The organism is Alkanindiges illinoisensis DSM 15370 (assembly GCF_000619845.1).
In the GTDB taxonomy this organism is placed as follows: domain Bacteria; phylum Pseudomonadota; class Gammaproteobacteria; order Pseudomonadales; family Moraxellaceae; genus Alkanindiges; species Alkanindiges illinoisensis.
In genome coordinates, this window is sequence record NZ_JHUX01000003.1 from 1,723,110 (window position 1) to 1,740,885 (window position 17,776).

The window sequence follows — 17,776 nt, forward strand, 5'->3', positions numbered from 1 at the left end:
ACAATTAATCAGCTACCTGAACAATCAGACCCAGCGCATTAATCAAACATCGCTTGTCTGGCTTGCCTTTTCTTCGGCCATTAAAAGCGGCATGCTTATAATGGAAGCAGTTTTTATCATAAATATGGAATCAATAACCGCTTATTCATCACTATTATCATATTGAAAAATACCTAAGCGGAAATTAAGAACAGCATCCTGCTTACCTTCATCTTGCCTACAGTACTCAATGGCTTCTGCCAGAATCTGCCTGGACATCTCATTCCATAATTTAATGCTGGTTTCTTTGAGCTGCTCAATTGATTTCAGGGTTAATTCATCTGCAAAAATCGCTTGCTCTAAAAACTTATTTTCCTTTTCGACCACATTATGAATCCCTGCTGCCAGATGATCAGTGATATTGGCCGCAAATAGCTGCTTTAACTCATCTTTTTCTGGAGACGGTGTAAAGCTATTGGTCTGCAATATAACCCTGTCGTTTTCCTCTTTGACTATTCCGATGCGTTTTAGTTCCAGTAAAATTGAACGGGGATGCTTTTCTGTAGATACTTTTTTTACCAGACTTTCAAAACTCATCTCACGGCCAGACAAGGGAATACTTTCAGGTAAGCCATCATTGATCCATAAGCCAACCACCCTGGCAGGAACACTAATCGCCCAGGCAGGCTCGGTAAAATGCTGAATGAGCTGGTGCACCTCATTATTATTATGTCGTAATGTGCTGACATCCCGTCTATTCAGTCCAGAAAGCAGGCTAATTGATGAATCTGTCTTTTTCTGGTTGAGTCTTTCAATTTCCCGAATAGCTTCATTATAAAAAACAGGTTTTAGCACTGCAGAGAACTCTGTATATCCTATCCCGGACTTAATCAACCAGCGTGCCAGCTCCTGCATGATGATCACGGCATGCTCTAAAGTGTTTTCTGCTTCATGTGATAACCCGTGTAATAGGCTATCTTCTTTAACTAAAATGCTTTTCAATAGTTTTCTCATAAGCTGCTATGAAGATTAAATTAAGCTACAGAATAGACATGCTAAAAATTAGATCCATAAACAATTAAATTGCTCAAAACAATAGCATAGTATAATTTTCACTCTGGGAACATGACATAAGACAACATAATTCCCAAAACCAAATTAACTTATATTTTACAATGCAGTATAATAGTGTAGATAAAATACATTATAAACTCATTTGTAGGCCCAATCGTCTAAGTAATCCATAAAAATGGATACCAGTCTGAAATAAAAGCTATCCTCTTATTTATTACAAACACGATCAAACTTATACATGGAAAGATAAGCTCAGTATTAACGATCCTATTTAATAGCCTAGCGTCGGCTCGGCACGTTACTGACTGCTATAGTTCTGGTTTGCACGAACTGCATGAAACCCTTGCCTGTTTTAGTTAAGCTCTTTCACTACTTATTATAGCCCTGTACCTTAACAAGAATTATTCATTCCCTTACTTGCATAAGCTGTTTTTTAAGCAACTCACACTGAGTAGCCAACCTCAGCATGATAAAAACAGGATGGATTTTAAAAAAGGTTAAGCTTCATGCGTATTCACTACCTGAACAGTATTTCAACCTGTCCACTGGGCGGGGCACTCATGGATGGTTTTTCCTACGGGCATTTACGTGGTCGCTTAACCTGTACCTGTGTATTAATAGAAACTGCCAACAGTCTGGTGCTGGTAGATACCGGCTTTGGTTTAAAGGATATTGCCTCTCCGCGCACCCGCCTTGGCTGGTTTTTTCGTTTTCTGGTTAAGCCTGAATTTCGGGAAGAAATGACAGCAATCCGGCAAATCGAACGGTTGGGCTATGATCCCCGTGATGTCAGGCACATTGTGTTATCCCATCTGGACTTTGATCATGCCGGGGGTCTTGATGACTTCCCACATGCCACGGTGCACATGATGCGAGATGAGCGTGACTATGCCCTTGCCCAAAAAACCTGGCTGGATCGACAGCGCTTCCGGCCACAGCAGTGGCACTATCAGAACAAATGGCGTGTTTATGATCAAGGGGTTGGCGAGAACTGGTATGGGTTTGAAACAGTCCGTGATTTAGAGGGCCTACCACCGGAAATCTTATTTGTACCTTTACGCGGCCATACCTTTGGCCATGCCGGGATTGCCATTCAATCCGAAGATAAATGGCTGCTCAATGCTGCCGATGCTTATTTTTATCACGATGAGATCAACCCGGTAAAACCCTGCTGTACCCCAGGCTTGCGCTTTTATCAAACTATGCTGGAAAAAGACCGGCCAGCACGTCTGGGTAATCAGGATCGCTTGCGCCAGTTACGCGCCTCACACAGTCAGGAAATTGATATTTTTTGCTCACACGATGTGCATGACTTTGAGCGTCTGGCCAAACGCCCAGCCATAGAACCTGCGTTTTTCTCAGCCGTTTAATTGATAATGGCAAGCTACGGGTGATTAAGTTTGAGTCGTTCGGGCCTGATAGTCGTTTCGCTGTAAAGAGGTAATCATAATGACATTGGAAAGCAAAAATGCTTCGGCAACCACCATGCAAACAACTCAGCACCCAGAACATTCGCATATTTTTAGTACGGTGATTAGCGGCGAATTAATTTATATCAATTGTGATCTGGTGCCAAAGTCCGGTGATCAGGTTTTAGTACTGGAAATCAATGGAGCCAGTTTAGTGGAAGATTATGATGGACAGCCCCTAGCGCGAATCTATGGCGTGGTAGTGGCAAAGCCTAGCTAAGATAAGTTCATTGGAAGACTTAAGTATCTTGCATAGGGTTCATTACTTTAATTAAAACTATTGAGCCTCCATTAGGTGTTTAGGCATTGATTTAAAAGTAAGAAAAGTAAGAAAAGTAAGAAAAGTAAGAAAAGTAAGAAAAGTAAGAAAAAATAGTAACCGCTGCTGAGCTGGCCTAATCAATTATTGGTTTGATCAATTGTTATTTTGATCAATTGTTGGTTTGTTCAATTGCTAGTATGATCCATTATGGACACTCACCTTATTTAATAAGGCGGTGCGTTCCAAATCAAGTATTGCCAGCTCAGCCATTCGCATTTCTAAGGCAAATGGCGGCCAACCGGGCTGGGCTGAACCTTATCTTCACTTTCCGCTGGTTGCTGGTTAGGCTGCTGACTGAGCACAGGTGTAATCGGAATAATGTCCTGTTCTTGCTCTAATGGCTGTGCGTCCTCCTCTGGTGCATCGTCTAGCGCGCGTGGCGCTTCTATTTCCTCAATATGGGCGGGCTTTTCCTCAGGTTGTACTGGAATTTCATTTTGCTGTTGTTGCTGTTGCTGGTGAAGCAATGCCTGCTTGCGCAGTAAGTCATCATCTTTGTTCATGTTGGACTCATCCATTGATTGTAAATTAAGGGAAATGCGAGCTGTAAGTTAAAAACTTAATCAGTAGTAGACTTAGCCTGCGTGGGAACAGGTGTAAGGATTCCCAGGGATTTTTCTGGTGTGGGGAGGTCTTGTAGTCTTTGTTGCAGGGAAGGCTGATTCCGGGTTAAACACTCCTGCTTGCCACTAGTGAGTCTGGACGCGCACCTTGTGCCCAGCTTGCCCTGTTTGACGCAATTGGCAATTACTATATCGCTGAATAAATGGCAGTGTTTCTCCGGAGCTAATGGCGACCCATTTGCTGTCAGGGGGAAAAATACAATAATGCTGATTATTAAAAATAAGCGGACTTTAGTAGGCATGCTCTAGCACTCCCTATAATGATTATTATGGGAAACATGAGTGCTAGATAGAGATTGGAAGCATAACCACCTGTCAGGATGGCTATGCTACAAAAAAGAATAAAGTACTGATGTTAAATGAGTAATTAACGGTTTTGCTTGCTGGTGAACTGGCCATCCTCGTCGCGAGGCTGGTTGGCATTATTGCCCCCACGGCCACCTTGCTGGTTACCACTATTACTATTACTATTGCTCTGGCTTTGCTGGTTACTACCGCCCTGGCCGCCCTGCTGGCCACCACTGCTATTGCTTTGGGTTTGCTGACCACCCTGGTTGCCATCATTTTTATGGCTCTGGCTGCCGGCTTCACGGGCTTCTTCAGCGCTAAACTCATGGGCATTGCCACTGGCATGAGCTGCACGTCCGCCTTCGCTGGCTATTTCACGCTGACGATCTGGGTCCATACTGGCAAAGCCGCGGTTGGAGGTATCACCGTTACTACCAGATTGTTGCTGACCTTGACCGCCTTGCTGCTGATGCTGATTGCCCTGGCGGTTGTCATCATTTTTACTATTCTGGTTGCTACCACGATTATTACCTTGATTATTGGATTGATTAGCCACATTACACCTACCTTAGTTTGTTTAAGTTTTTAACCAGCTACTCTGGTCTTTCCAAGGTACGCTCCTTGCCCACTTACACTGTTGTTCAAATAAGACCTTATACCTGTTTTGGCAATGTCTGGGTAAAGAAGGTAAGCAGGCTTATCTTGTTACAATCTAAATAGGCAGAAGGTTTAGTTAGTTAAGCTGTTTTATCACAGGGCAATAATTTGCGCTGCCTTACATTAAATACAAATACGGCCCAAAGCATTACACGAAGGCACTAAGAAAGTTTGAAAAATCCCTCAAACCTGGCTTCTGCTTTTACGTTGTTCTAGCTATTTGTGCTGGTTATTTATATTGGCTATTTGCAGGATTCATTACTATTAAACCCACAAAACGGGTATCTCTATAAATCAAGATACCCTGTTAATTTAAGACATGGGTTTTACACTCTGGCCATTAAAGACGCCACAATGATAAAAGATGAAGCAAAGCAGGAAGAGCAGCACAATAAATGCAATAAACGCCAAGGCATGATAATAGGTTTCCAGCTGTTGTTTTGCGCTGGCCTCTTTATCCTGACTCTGTCTATCGAAATGCTGAAGATGATTGCCGGGTATCATTTTCCCATACTCTCTAAGCAAGGCATGACACTCATCAAGTAAAGCGCCTTCCAGGCGATAAGGGTTAAACTCTGAAAGCTGATATTTTAAAAACAGTTGTTTTAACCGTTCTTCTTTTAAAAAATATTTAACCTCCCAATGGCTAAACCAGCGCTCATCAATAAGCTCGCGTTTTAATAATTTAACTTCCTTAAAAAAAGATCCCTGGATTGCATCTTCATAAATCTTGTCAATACAGGAAGCCGGCGCCTCAATGCAGTGAAAGAAATAATCATTGCCATATATTAATATTCCCGCCATTTCTCCACTGGCGGTATGTTTCTCAGCATCTTTTGTAAGGGTAATCAAATGCTCTCTGATCATGGAAGGTAAAGCTGTGGAGGTGCTCGCATACGATAGTCTCGTATAATGCGGCATTAGAATCCTTGAAGGTATGAGGATAAAATTATCCTGCTTTGTATTATACAGCACCTCTTTAGTATATTGATTATTTTTTATACTAAAATCACGACTCAAGTATCAGTTTTACGAATTACAATGTCATTTCCACTATTGTTTGCATTACACATTTTCTGTATTGCATAAGGCTAAAGGAACCATAAGATGCACTTCGGTTCCCTGTCCCGCTTTAGCAGCCTGAAACTCCAGTTGACCTTTTAATAAGATAATCCGTTGCCGCAGGTTAGCCAAACCATTGCCCGCTTGTTGTCCTGTTCCATTTACCGTTTCAGGGTTAAAACCAGCACCATTATCCGCCAGACAAGTGTAAAGCTTGCCCTGCTTGTAAGTAATCTGGATGGACACCGCAGTTGCTTCTGCATATTTGATCAGATTGGTGATCAACTCACGCAATATCGAACTGTAGTTTTTATAGACCTGATAATTGAGCTGAATCAATCCATCTTCAATATCAGTATGCCACTGTAGCGTCATCTGGCTTTCCTGCAAGCGCTGGCTAATCTCCTGCTGCAGCGCATTTACCACTGTTTCAAGCGCCAGACCTGCACCCGTCATGCCACTAATAATGGTACGCATATCTGCAATGGACTGCCGGATAATGTGTTTGGTCTGTTTAATATCCTGTTGATACAGTCCTGATAACAGTCTTGAGCCAATATCATCATGCAGGTCACGGGCAATCCGGCTGCGCTCTTCACTGGCCCCCAGATCATAGGCATCCCGGGCTTGTAGCGCATAGTGCAGCATATGATATAGCTCATTTGCCAAGGCAAGATCACTAGCAGCAAACAGGCGTCTGCCCGCTGCGGCATAATGCAATTGTGTTTGTGGCAAATAGCCAATTGCAGCAATACACAGTGTTATTCCTTCATTTTTAATTTGCACCTGCGGCATATCGGCTGGTGATACGTTTTGTTCACTCTCAACATGCAGGGCATTAAACAGGTTTTTCAGCAATTGCTGCCAGGCACTAACAGTCTGATTATCGGCAGGGCTTAAAGAAAGGCTGACCACCTGCTGAAACAGCTTTTCCCGGTCTATCGAGCGACGGCGGGAAAATCGCCGTGCCAGCATATCGCGTAGTGGCAGGTAAATCAGGGCAACCAGTAACAAAGAAATTGCAAATGCAGGCGTCTGATCAATGGCCGTCACTACAATCAGCAGGGCATCCAGTGTCACCAGCAAGAAAGCGCCCAACAGGTAAAACAGGATACGAAATACCCAGCCTTCCAGTTCAAACAGCTTATAACGTGCTACTCCCTGCACTACCCCGACATAAATCAGCAGAAAAAACAGGAAAGCATAGCCCTGTGACATTGCTGCCTGCATTCCCAGCAGGCTTGGCATACTCATCAGCAGCACAGGAACACCTGCGCCAAGCGCAATCGCCAAAGCAAACCAGCGCAAGGCCGCCTGAGTAACCGGATCATATCTTGCCTTGCGGTATTGCAGCCAGCTCAAAAGCAGCATCAGGCTCATGCCAATGAGCATTGGCATAAAGGCACCTACTGGAGGCCCTGAAAAAACCATCTTAAACATATCGCATAGCCACCAGCAGAATGCGCTGGCCGCAAACAAAATTTGCAAGCCAGCAGGCAACAGGCGGGCGCTAGGATAGTTGGAAAACAGCAACACCAGTGCAATACTAAACAGTACGGCACCGGTATGGTTAGCGTTGGATAACAGTTCAAATAAAGGCGCTGGTAAGGCAAGTACCCTACTGCTATAAATGGCTGCTGAAAATGCAGCGACCATAATGCAGCAACCAGCAATAAACAGGATGAGCGTGGTATAGCGCTTGGGCGTCATGCCCCATACCCAGCCGCCAATTAAAAAACTGCAAAGTCCCACCAGCATTTGCACCCAAAATACAGCAGCCAAACTTGTTAATGGCCGACTGGGTTCTACATTCAGCAGCATACGGCTACCATCGGCAAATTGCATAGTGATGTGCGATTGGCGTAGCAGGCTTGCGATGTGATGCTGACGGACAAAAAACTGCCTTCCTTGCGTATAGGTTTCCAGCTGGTCAGGGTCTTCTATCACATCCTGTCTGGTCAGTATTATCCTGTTCTGGCCATCTGCGGCGGCAATGGACTGGATGACTTGCCCACGCTGTACACCCACCAGTGGTTTATTGATACGATCCACCACCACATGCTGCTGATCCAGCGTTAACGTAAAACCAAACCAGGGCTGATTTAAGGCGATGTTAACCACAAATAATGTCATTGCTATGCCGGCAAGCAGAATACTCCACATGACAATAAAAGGCGTTTTGTTCATTGTATGGTATGCCCCACTTACCTTGTATAAAATAAATAATGAATAAAACAGATAGCATTTCTATCAATCTGGATAAAACTGTTTTATTTATTAAACATAAAATCGTTATGATAATGGATGAGTTGATTAATGGAAGCGCCTGTCAGTATGAAAGCCAACGACATCATGTTTCATTGCCTGCTGGGGCTTATATTCATGCTGGTTATTTACGGGGGTTTGTTCAATGGTCAAGCCCAGCTGATGTCATTGCTTAAGCCTTATTAAACAATGGCTGAGGTAAGTTTTAAGCTATAACACCCCTGCGCCTATCAGTGAATTACTGTCTACTACTGACCAGTGACTTGTCAAAAGCGGCTTCTGCCGTCTTTCGCCAGTTGCGGCAATACCAAAAAATTAATCTATGTTGAGATTTATTGAGGCTGAATGAGACAGCAAAAAAGTTCTAATTAAGATCCCGATACCATTACGATTTTATTGAAACGCTTTAACAGCAAGGGTTTTGATCCTATTTGAGACGGCTTAAAACAGGCATAAAAAAAGGTCACTCGGGTGAGTGACCTATAAAATGGTGGCTATGGCGAGACTCGAACTTGCGACCCCAGCATTATGAGTGCTGTGCTCTAACCAACTGAGCTACATAGCCTTAAACTGTGCGCATTATCATTATTTCTTCGACTGCCGTCAAGCCTATTTTCAGCGTGCGCGCATAAAAAGCAGGCAAATAAACCAAATTGTTTTCAGTAATCAGGCTTGAAGTGAGTCTATAAGCCGGGTTCTGTCGAGGACGATCATTCCTCTAGGCGTATCGTCACCAATACGCTCAAGCAACCTACCCGAATCCAACGCGGGCCACGCCAAGGGATTCCTATTTGGTCTTGCTTCTGGTGGGGTTTACCATGCCGTGACCTGTTACCAGACACGCGGTGCGCTCTTACCGCACCCTTTCACCCTTACCAACCTGCCTAAGCAAGCTGGCGGTCTGCTCTCTGTTGCACTTTCCGTCGGCTTTCACCGCCCAGGCGTTACCTGGCACCATGCCCTATGAAGCCCGGACTTTCCTCCCCTGCTTTAGTCACGAAGACCTCCACAGCAGCGACCGTCCAACTCACTTCAAGGCGCGCATGGTAACAAAAAAAACAGCCTTGCGCTGTTACTTTTCAAAGGTTTTTTTACTCGGGTTTTGCAGGCTCATTTTGCAAAGCCTGCAACCCTTCATATTTTTGCATCAGCGCTTGCCGACTTTCCACATGCTCAGGGTCATGCGGAATACAGTCTACGGGGCAAAATAGCTGGCATTGTGGCGTATCAAAATGTCCCACGCATTCGGTACACAGGTCAGGATCAATCTGATAAATCTCCTCACCCATATAAATGGCCTGATTGGGACAAACCGGCTCGCACACATCACAATTAATGCATTCCAGCGTAATTTTTAAGGCCATGGTTTATCCCGGGTTTATCAGTAAAACTACTTGCCTTTTTTACCAGCCACCTTGTGCATGTTTTTGGGCAAAGGCTTCAGATACGACTTTAGGCACAAACTTGGTGACATCACCTTTAAGCCGGGCAATTTCACGTACCAATGTCGATGATACAAAAGACAAATGCTCGGATGGGGTTAAAAACACCGATTCAAACTGGCTATCCAGTTGACGGTTCATATTGGCCAGCTGAAATTCATACTCAAAGTCAGACACCGCACGTAAACCACGCAGCACTGCGGTTGCCTGCTGTTCCTGAAATAAATTCACCAGTAAGCCGCTAAACCCAATCACCTTGATATTTTTAAGATCACTTAATGATTGCTGTGCCAGTGCAACCCGCTGTTCCAGACTAAAGACCGGATTTTTATGATGACCTGCTGCAATGGCGACTACCACTTCATCAAACATCTTGGAGGCACGCACAACAAGGTCAACATGGCCATTGGTAATAGGATCAAATGTGCCCGGATAAAGTACTTTAGTGGCCATTGCTTATGCTCGGTTGCCGATAAATTTGCCCTAGTTTAGCAAAAACTTGTTTTTAACGCGAAGCCAGCATGATTGATTAATGCTATAACCAAAATTAACTAAAGCCAGCCGCCAAAATTAGGTAAACTAGTGTTCTTATTGGATTCTTGATGAATATGAATAAAGCCACTGTTAAAAAACTGCATCAGGGCGGTACGATTGCCCAGAACCGTCGTGCCCGTCACGACTATTTTATTGAAGAAAAATTTGAAGCTGGTATGTCGCTACTGGGCTGGGAAGTTAAATCCCTACGTGCCGGCAAAATGAACCTGTCCGAAAGTTATGTCATTTTTAAAAATGGCGAGGCATTTTTGTTCGGCAGCCAGATCATGCCACTGTTGTCTGCCTCAACCCATGTAGTTCCTGAAGCCAATCGCACCCGCAAGCTTTTATTGTCGCGCCGTGAAATCGAAAAACTGATAGGTGCGGTCAACCAAAAGGGCTATTCCTGTGTACCACTGGCGTGCTACTGGAAAGGTGCTTTGGTTAAGTGTGAAATTGCGCTGGTAAAAGGCAAGCAATTGCATGATAAACGTGCAACCGAAAAAGATCGGGACTGGTCGCGTGAAAAACAGCGTGTGTTTAGGACTGCCTAAGCACCGCTTTTATTGGATCAGCCTTACTATTACACTCATGGTTTTAACCTTCAACTGACTATCTACTTCTTTTATTTCCTGAAACCTTTATTTTTAAATTTCTCTGGCTAGACGAATTTCAAAATGATCTCTAAGTTCTCTGACCCCTATTATTCTAACCAAAATTAATCAATACCCGCGCATTTAGCAGTTTTATCAATATCACTTATCAGCCTATCTGAGTCTGATTCCTGTAAAAGCCGCCATAGCCCAAGACAAAACGTGTTACAATACTGCGTTTAAAATTTAGTCCTTGCTGGGTAAATAAATGACTGAGGAAAGACTCACACATCTGAAACAGCTTGAAGCTGAAAGCATTCACATCATTCGTGAAGTTGCAGCCGAATTTGATAATCCGGTGATGCTGTATTCCATTGGCAAGGATTCTGCGGTCATGCTGCATCTGGCCATGAAAGCATTTTACCCGGCCAAACTCCCGTTTCCACTATTGCATGTAGATACCGGCTGGAAATTCAGGGACATGATTACCTTCCGTGATCAAATGGCCAGCAAAATGGGGCTTGAGCTGATTGTTCACCAGAACAAGGAAGGTCGTGAAGCGGGCATCAACCCTTTTACCCACGGCAGCTCCAAATATACCGATATCATGAAAACGCAGGCACTCAAGCAGGCACTGGACAAATACCAGTTTGATGCTGCTTTTGGTGGTGCACGTCGTGATGAAGAAAAATCCCGTGCCAAGGAGCGCGTGTATTCCTTCCGCGATTCCAAGCATCGCTGGGACCCCAAAAATCAGCGTCCTGAGTTGTGGAATATCTATAACGGCAAAGTGAACAAGGGCGAAAGTATTCGCGTGTTCCCACTGTCTAACTGGACTGAGCTGGACATCTGGCAATATATCTACCTTGAACAAATTCCGCTGGTTCCATTGTATTATGCAGCCGAGCGTCCGGTGGTTGAGCGTAACGGCACCCTGATTATGGTGGACGATGAGCGCATGCCACTTCGCGAGGGTGAAGTGCCTCAAATGAAATCGGTGCGCTTTCGTACGCTGGGCTGCTATCCATTAACGGGTGCGGTTGAATCTAACGCAGATACGCTACCTGAAATTATTCAGGAAATGCTGCTGACCACCAGTTCAGAGCGCCAGGGCCGCATGATTGACCATGATGAAGCCGGCTCAATGGAAAAGAAAAAGCAGGAAGGCTATTTCTAATGAAAATTGCCTAATGAAAAACACTGGTGCTGGCATCACATGGAATGCCACGCTACTGTTTTTCTGATTGCCGTATAGCCATTGTGTAGAAGCCACCGTATAGAATTTTTGGAGTTACTTGAATGTCTCATCAGTCCGAGCTGATTAGCCAGGATATTTTGGCCTATTTAAAGCAGCATGAACAAAAAGACCTGCTCCGCTTTTTAACCTGCGGTAATGTGGATGATGGTAAAAGCACCCTCATTGGCCGCCTGCTGTATGATTCAAAGCTGATCTATGAAGATCACCTGCAAGCCGTTACCCGTGACAGTAAAAAAGTGGGTACTACTGGTGATGCTCCTGACTTGGCGCTGCTGGTTGATGGCCTGCAAGCTGAGCGCGAGCAAGGTATTACCATTGATGTGGCCTACCGTTATTTCTCCACTGAAAAACGCAAGTTCATCATTGCTGACACGCCGGGACATGAACAATACACCCGCAACATGGCCACTGGTGCTTCTACCTGTGACCTTGCCATTATTCTGATTGATGCGCGATATGGGGTACAAACCCAGACCCGCCGTCACAGCTATATTGCTGGCCTGCTGGGCATTAAGCACATTATTGTGGCAATCAATAAAATGGACTTGCTGGAGTATTCCCAGACTCGTTTTGATGAAATTAAACAGGATTACCTGAATTTTGTTGACCAGTTAGGCAACCGCAAGCCCAGTGAAATTCACTTCGTGCCGATGTCTGCATTGAAGGGCGATAACGTGGTTAACCCATCAGAACATACGCCATGGTATACCGGCCAGACCCTGATGCAGATTCTGGAAACTGTGCAGATCAACCGGGATACGGCCAAGCGTGATTTCCGCTTCCCCGTACAGTACGTGAATCGTCCAAATCTGGATTTCCGCGGTTTTGCGGGTACTGTCGCCTTGGGCTCGGTGCGCGTGGGTGATGAAATTGTAGCGCTGCCATCAAACAAGCGCAGCACTGTTAAGGAAATTGTGACCTATGATGGTAACCTGCAACAGGCCTTTGCCGGGCAAGCTGTTACGCTGACTTTGAATGATGAAATTGACATTAGCCGTGGCAACATGCTTACCCATGCCGAGAGTGCACCGCTGATTTCACGTGCGGTACGGGCCACTGTAGTGTGGATGACTGAACAGCCACTGGTTAAAGGCAAGCTGTATAATATTAAGGTTGGTACTCAAAGCGTACCAGCCATTGTCAGCCAGATTAACTACCGCGTTGATGTGAACACGCTGGCACAAAATGCTGCCGAGCAGGTTGAACTCAATGGTATTGCCGATGTAGTGGTGGAGTTTGACGCGCCCATTGCTTTTGATCGCTATGCCGATAGCCGTTATACCGGCGCGTTTATCTTTATTGATCGCCTGAGCAACGTCACTATTGGCGCAGGCATGATTGAAGATTCAGTGCAACTGTCTGATCAACAGCGTCCAGTCAGCGCTGAAGAGCGTGCAGCCCGTCTGGGTCAAAAACCCGCAGTTTTAGCATTGCCATCTAACTTGCTTGGTCAAACTGAAGCTTTAGAGCGACAGTTATTGCAGCGCGGTATTGTTTCTATTGCTACTGCTAAATTGAATGATCATGAAGCTGCTTTACTGCGCAATACAGGCATCACCGTATTAATAAGTGAGCAAGCTCAGGCTGACTCCACAGTGACAGCAACAGTGCTTGAAGAAGCAGTTGAGCAAATTGTTGAATTTGTCAGGCTATAAACCTGAAGGTAGTAAAAAAGCGGCTTAGGCCGCTTTTTTATTAAAATGAAATAATTAGCAGAAAGTACGACCACCATAGCAGTTTGGAGCAAAATCTTGTTTCACTAACTGTAAATTATTTAACGGCATAGAAGCATGCTGAGCATTTATTAAATCGACTGTACCCACTGGAATGGCACTGCCCAGAAGGCAGCTTGTAGCAGCTAATTTTCCACACTGCACGGGATTATCATCCAGATAGTTACTTACTTGTCTAAAAGCTTCATTTAAAGTGGCCTTTGGAATATCAACTGTCTCTACAGGATCAATTTTACCTATCTCAACCGGATTAGAGAATTCCAGCCACCAACCTCGCTGCGCCACAGATTTTGCTCCTGGCCATTTAATATCTTGCGATTGCAATGATAACGAGGCAGGAGTGCCATTTAAATCAATCTTGTGAAACAGACCTAAATTTTCATTAATAGTTGCATCTACTTTTAAATTTTTAATAAGTCCTGTTGTTGTCTTATCATTTAGGCCGATGAATCCTGCAGCTTGTGCACTAAGAGTACCACTTAAGTCAATATCTCGCACCGTAGCAGTTGCATATAAAGTAGCACTATTTATTCGTCTTCCAGTAATGGCTTGCTGAGGTAAATCTAAATCACCTTTTAAGATATTACTACCTGTAGCTTTGTCACGAAGATTCAAATTATAAGCAGTTGTTTTAAAGTTTAGAGGGATGAAGAGCGCACAGCAAGCTTTACCAGTAATTGCATCATACCCATCAGATTGCTTTAACTGACCTCTAGCCGCTTCCCCCGCTACCATACTATCACCAAAGCCATTCACCAATGCCGTCCCTGTAGTTTGCGCGACTTCCAGGTAACCACTTAGCCGATTAATACCATTCAGCTGATTAGAATTCTCTGTACCAAAAGTTAACATGCCAATGATTTTCTCAGCGCTTAACCTAATGCCCGCTAACTCTCTAGTAGATGCACTTGTAGGGTTTTTAATCGCTAATTGAATAAATGGGTTGGTGAGAACGGCTGAAGAACTAGCTCGGCCATCACTCGTTTCAGAAACCCCACTTAAGCTTAAATTATCGATATCAATGTCACAGGCGCCTGCTCCGTTAACTCCTCCACAACCCAACTGTAGTTTCTTTATATTTGCATTTAATTCTACTTCTGCCTCTAATCCTAACTTATAAAGACCAATTCCTGAGTTAGAATTTCCAGTCTGGCCAGGTGCCTAATAAGACAAATTGAATAAAGCTTGACCTGATTGAGCGGCAAGTTCTTCATCATTGAGAGGATGCAAAGTAGTAGTTGCATAAGCTACTCCCAGACTATTTATAAGCATGAGAGCACTCAGCCCTGTCCGTTTTAGAATCATTTTATCTACCATTCCGTTTGGGATAGTGGGTTATTATTTATACAATAGCAAATTTTGATTTTTATCAAATTGGCATAAGAAGACTCTTTTTATATTTAATCTATAATTTTTGCCTATATGATTACAAAAAGTAAAAAAGCGGCTAATGCCGCTTTTTTACTATAACTAACAATAGGTTATTCCGCCATAGCAAGTACGATAAGCAGGTTCCAAGCCCACAATGTTCCCATCACGAGCATTACTACTTTGCAATATATTATTAATTAAACCTTGTTGAGTGATAGTACCAGCTGAATTATATTGAGTAGCCACAGGACTATTAATATTTAAAGTAAATGCATCTGGCATATACATCGACCAACCTCTAGCTACAGCTGCTGCATAACCGGGATACTGGATACTTCGTTGCTGTAAAGATAACCCAAATAGAGGTGAATCAACATTTGCCTGATGGAGATTTGATACATTATAAGGAAGAATATAACTATTCAAATCAGCATGAATTTGTTCATCTGATTTTCCATTAATAGTAGTCTGATTGCTTGTCGAATTTGAATTATAAATTAATAAACCTTGAGCTAGCTGTCGTTTAATTTGATCAGCGATACCTCCACGTAATAAAGGCAATAATGTAGGTCCAAAAGCTCCAACTAAAGCTCCTGCATCAGAGTCACTTAATTCTAGGGGACTTGCTCCTACTGTCGTACTTCCATCAGTATTTCCATACACGATACTATTTACAACACCAGCTAAATTAATACCTGCTAACTGAGCTTGGGTTTGACGGTTACCGTTTAATAATACTCCAATGCCAGTACGATTAACCGTTTGATAACTAACCAATGCTTCTTGATAGCGGATATGAGCTAATCCAATATCCAAAATCATATCATCCCCCAAACCTAAATATCCTCCAGAAGGCGTGCCTTTTCCGCCTCGAACACCTGTAAAAATATTTCCTGTTTGAGGAGCACCCCAACTGCTTGCTCCATTATTACGAATTCCAGAAGTATTAGCGCCTGGAGCTATACAACTTGCTGGATAACGACATGTAACAGCAACATTATCACCACCAATCATTGAAAGATTAGCGGTCACTGTTAAATATCCGCTGAAACTATTGATTTGACCAAAACTCATGGGGCCTTTAACATTAGAAGCACCTATTCTAATTCCTACCACTTCCCGAGTAGATGCAGTATCAGGATCTTTAATAGCAAATTGAAAGAAAGGATTTGTTAAAACAAAATCTTTCATCTGTGACTGATTGGCTATTGAATTATCAGTTACTGCGCCATCAATTTGATTTCCTGTCTTAGGAAGAGAAATACATGTACCAGCACTATTAGCAATGCATCCTAGTGAAAAATTATCAATATCTAAATCACATCCATTGGCACCATTTATACCACCACAACCTGCTTGGAGCTTTTTAATGTTAGCATTTATGCTTAATTCAGCTTCCATACCTAGAGTATAAAATCCTATTCCTGACCCACTAGTCATAGGATTACCAGCTTGTCCAGGCGCTAAATAAGACAAGTTGAATAAAGCTTGCCCAGTTTCAGCTGCAAGAGCCTCGTCATCTAAAGCTTGCAAAGTAGAATCTGCATAGACTGTATTACTAATGCTTAATATAGTAAAACTAATATAGACTATTAAGTTAATTATTGTTTGCCACATATTCTTTATCCTTGAATATGGAGATAGGATCACAATAACTTAACAAATTTTGACCAAAATAGGAATAAGAATACGATAGATGATATGTTTTTTTACATATCATAACCTGTATTATTAAAAATAAGACTTGGTTCTTATGTTCTAATAAATAAAGTCTATAGTATTATATATACTCTAACAAAATGTTAGGCCTCCATAGCAGTTGTCCACTGGAGTTTGTCCTAAATCTACTGCATCTAGATTTACTGGAATACCTAATGCACCGCTGCCCGCTTCAATCAAGCCTAATTGGACTTCCTGAGTAATCGTTAAATTACTAACCTGAGTTTCAGGAATAGATAACCACCAACCCTTCTGTGCTGCTGTGGTATTCCAAGTGCCATCCCCCACCTTTTGCCAATTTATAGCTTGACTCTGTAATGATAAATACGCATTGCTAGTCGCTGTACCATCAGCATTAGCTACAATCAACTGGTGTACAGTACTATAAGGAATGTTATTCATGTTTACATTGGATAATGTTAAACCTAATAAGCTTGAAGAAGCTTTCGCACTCATGCCAGTCAAATTAAAGCTAGAACTACGATTGGCTAACAATGTGGTTGCATAATTTGCTACAGTTGCAGAACCACTTAAAGCCAGCTGACACCCTCCAAAAAGCTGGAAAGTACAAGCTTTTACATTATTTAATACAGCATTTGTTACTGTGACACCAATATCACCACTTAAGCTATTAATACCTGTATCATCACTTAATGATGCTGTATTGGCATTACTACCGAAACTCATCTTGCCTAATGCTGATAAAGCGCCTAAACGCAGGCCTACCATTTCACGTGTAGATGCAGAATCAGGATTTTTAATGGCAAATTCAATAAAAGGATTATTTAATAAAAAGTCAGTGCCTGGCCCAGAATCAGTATCACTTGTTGCATCAACCCCGGTAAGACGTACCTGGTCAATGTCAATATCACAGCCAACGCCTTTGGAGCCACCACAGCCTAACTGTAACTTATTAACGTTGGCATTTAGTGCAATTTCACCTTCAACGCCCAATCGATAAAATCCTATATCTGTATTAGGATTACTTGACTGATTTGGTGCAATATAATTTAAATTTAGTAATCCCTGACCTGTTTCTTGGGAAAGCTCATCATCATTTAATAGTTTTAAGTTTGATGCTGCGTAACACTCTACTGCAAGCATACTTAAGCTCAAAGTGATACTACTCATTATTATTGTACGACTTAACATTACTGACTTAATACCAGACATGTTTCCTTCATCCAATGTTCCATCTGACGAGTGATATTAGGGCAGGAACTTGTACTAAAGGTGGACTCATGCTGCCGTATTGTTTAGCTTAAGTAAAATTTATCCATTTATGATTCATATTTCCTAAATTAAGCAGATTTATTGAAAAAATATTCATTCTAATGAGTAAATAATATTATAGAAATTAATTATATAACTGTTAAAAATAAAGCCG

At 42.8% G+C, this 17,776-nt stretch carries 15 protein-coding genes, 1 tRNA gene, 1 other RNA gene and 1 pseudogene; 6 read left to right on the plus strand and 12 right to left on the minus strand.

The window, feature by feature from the left end:
- Positions 1–141: 141 nt before the first annotated feature.
- Complete coding sequence (locus tag Q337_RS0108570) at positions 142–993, minus strand: DUF6502 family protein (protein WP_026471243.1); 852 nt, start codon at positions 991–993, stop codon at positions 142–144.
- Positions 994–1,559: 566 nt separating this feature from the next.
- Between Q337_RS0108570 and Q337_RS0108575 the strand changes: the two genes are divergently transcribed.
- Positions 1,560–2,423 (plus strand): MBL fold metallo-hydrolase, encoded by an 864-nt coding sequence (locus Q337_RS0108575; protein ID WP_026471244.1) that lies wholly within the window; start codon positions 1,560–1,562, stop codon positions 2,421–2,423.
- A gap of 79 nt (positions 2,424–2,502) precedes the next feature.
- Positions 2,503–2,742 carry a hypothetical protein gene (locus Q337_RS0108580; RefSeq protein ID WP_026471245.1) on the plus strand — a complete coding sequence of 80 codons (240 nt, stop codon included), beginning with the start codon at positions 2,503–2,505 and terminating at the stop codon, positions 2,740–2,742.
- A 320-nt stretch (positions 2,743–3,062) separates the two neighbouring features.
- Here Q337_RS0108580 and Q337_RS0108585 read toward each other — a convergent pair whose 3' ends face one another.
- From Q337_RS0108585 to Q337_RS0108600, 4 genes are all read right to left on the minus strand, one after another.
- Positions 3,063–3,347: a hypothetical protein gene (locus tag Q337_RS0108585; protein ID WP_026471246.1), complete on the minus strand. Its 285-nt coding sequence runs from the start codon at positions 3,345–3,347 to the stop codon at positions 3,063–3,065.
- Positions 3,348–3,834: 487 nt separating this feature from the next.
- Positions 3,835–4,311, minus strand: coding sequence for a KGG domain-containing protein (locus tag Q337_RS18355; RefSeq protein ID WP_051526681.1), 477 nt, complete (start codon positions 4,309–4,311; stop codon positions 3,835–3,837).
- Between the two features lie 413 nt (positions 4,312–4,724).
- Positions 4,725–5,333 carry a BLUF domain-containing protein gene (locus Q337_RS0108595; protein WP_084494765.1) on the minus strand — a complete coding sequence of 203 codons (609 nt, stop codon included), beginning with the start codon at positions 5,331–5,333 and terminating at the stop codon, positions 4,725–4,727.
- A 144-nt stretch (positions 5,334–5,477) separates the two neighbouring features.
- A complete protein-coding gene (locus Q337_RS0108600; protein WP_026471248.1) occupies positions 5,478–7,661 on the minus strand; it encodes a sensor histidine kinase in 2,184 nt (727 codons plus the stop codon).
- A gap of 38 nt (positions 7,662–7,699) precedes the next feature.
- Between Q337_RS0108600 and Q337_RS0108605 the strand changes: the two genes are divergently transcribed.
- Entirely contained in the window at positions 7,700–7,915 is a 216-nt protein-coding gene (locus tag Q337_RS0108605) for a hypothetical protein (protein WP_026471249.1), read from the plus strand.
- A gap of 312 nt (positions 7,916–8,227) precedes the next feature.
- Here the strand turns inward: Q337_RS0108605 and Q337_RS0108610 are convergent.
- The 4 genes from Q337_RS0108610 to coaD all read right to left on the minus strand — a co-directional run bounded on the left by Q337_RS0108610 (position 8,228) and on the right by coaD (position 9,634).
- Positions 8,228–8,304, minus strand: a tRNA-Met gene (locus Q337_RS0108610).
- Between the two features lie 105 nt (positions 8,305–8,409).
- An RNA gene (gene rnpB / locus Q337_RS18365) (RNase P RNA component class A) lies at positions 8,410–8,773 on the minus strand.
- Positions 8,774–8,830: 57 nt separating this feature from the next.
- A complete protein-coding gene (locus Q337_RS0108615) occupies positions 8,831–9,103 on the minus strand; it encodes a YfhL family 4Fe-4S dicluster ferredoxin (RefSeq protein ID WP_026471250.1) in 273 nt (90 codons plus the stop codon).
- A gap of 39 nt (positions 9,104–9,142) precedes the next feature.
- Positions 9,143–9,634 (minus strand): pantetheine-phosphate adenylyltransferase, encoded by a 492-nt coding sequence (coaD, locus tag Q337_RS0108620; RefSeq protein ID WP_026471251.1) that lies wholly within the window; start codon positions 9,632–9,634, stop codon positions 9,143–9,145.
- A gap of 155 nt (positions 9,635–9,789) precedes the next feature.
- Between coaD and smpB the strand changes: the two genes are divergently transcribed.
- The 3 genes from smpB (at position 9,790) to cysN (ending at position 13,221) form a co-directional block, all read left to right on the plus strand.
- Positions 9,790–10,269, plus strand: coding sequence for an SsrA-binding protein SmpB (smpB, locus tag Q337_RS0108625; RefSeq protein ID WP_026471252.1), 480 nt, complete (start codon positions 9,790–9,792; stop codon positions 10,267–10,269).
- A 307-nt stretch (positions 10,270–10,576) separates the two neighbouring features.
- The gene (gene cysD / locus Q337_RS0108630; RefSeq protein WP_026471253.1) at positions 10,577–11,485 is read left to right on the plus strand and encodes a sulfate adenylyltransferase subunit CysD; all 909 of its coding nucleotides are present in this window, start codon (positions 10,577–10,579) and stop codon (positions 11,483–11,485) included.
- 122 nt (positions 11,486–11,607) lie between these two features.
- Entirely contained in the window at positions 11,608–13,221 is a 1,614-nt protein-coding gene (cysN, locus tag Q337_RS0108635; RefSeq protein WP_026471254.1) for a sulfate adenylyltransferase subunit CysN, read from the plus strand.
- Between the two features lie 54 nt (positions 13,222–13,275).
- On the opposite strand, the pseudogene Q337_RS17245 reads toward cysN, so the two are convergent.
- From Q337_RS17245 to Q337_RS0108650, 3 genes and pseudogenes are all read right to left on the minus strand, one after another.
- A pseudogene (locus tag Q337_RS17245) lies at positions 13,276–14,571 on the minus strand (hypothetical protein).
- A 198-nt stretch (positions 14,572–14,769) separates the two neighbouring features.
- Positions 14,770–16,287 (minus strand): hypothetical protein, encoded by a 1,518-nt coding sequence (locus tag Q337_RS0108645; protein WP_026471255.1) that lies wholly within the window; start codon positions 16,285–16,287, stop codon positions 14,770–14,772.
- Positions 16,288–16,461: 174 nt separating this feature from the next.
- Entirely contained in the window at positions 16,462–17,562 is a 1,101-nt protein-coding gene (locus Q337_RS0108650; protein ID WP_156935740.1) for a hypothetical protein, read from the minus strand.
- Between the last annotated feature and the right edge of the window lie 214 nt (positions 17,563–17,776).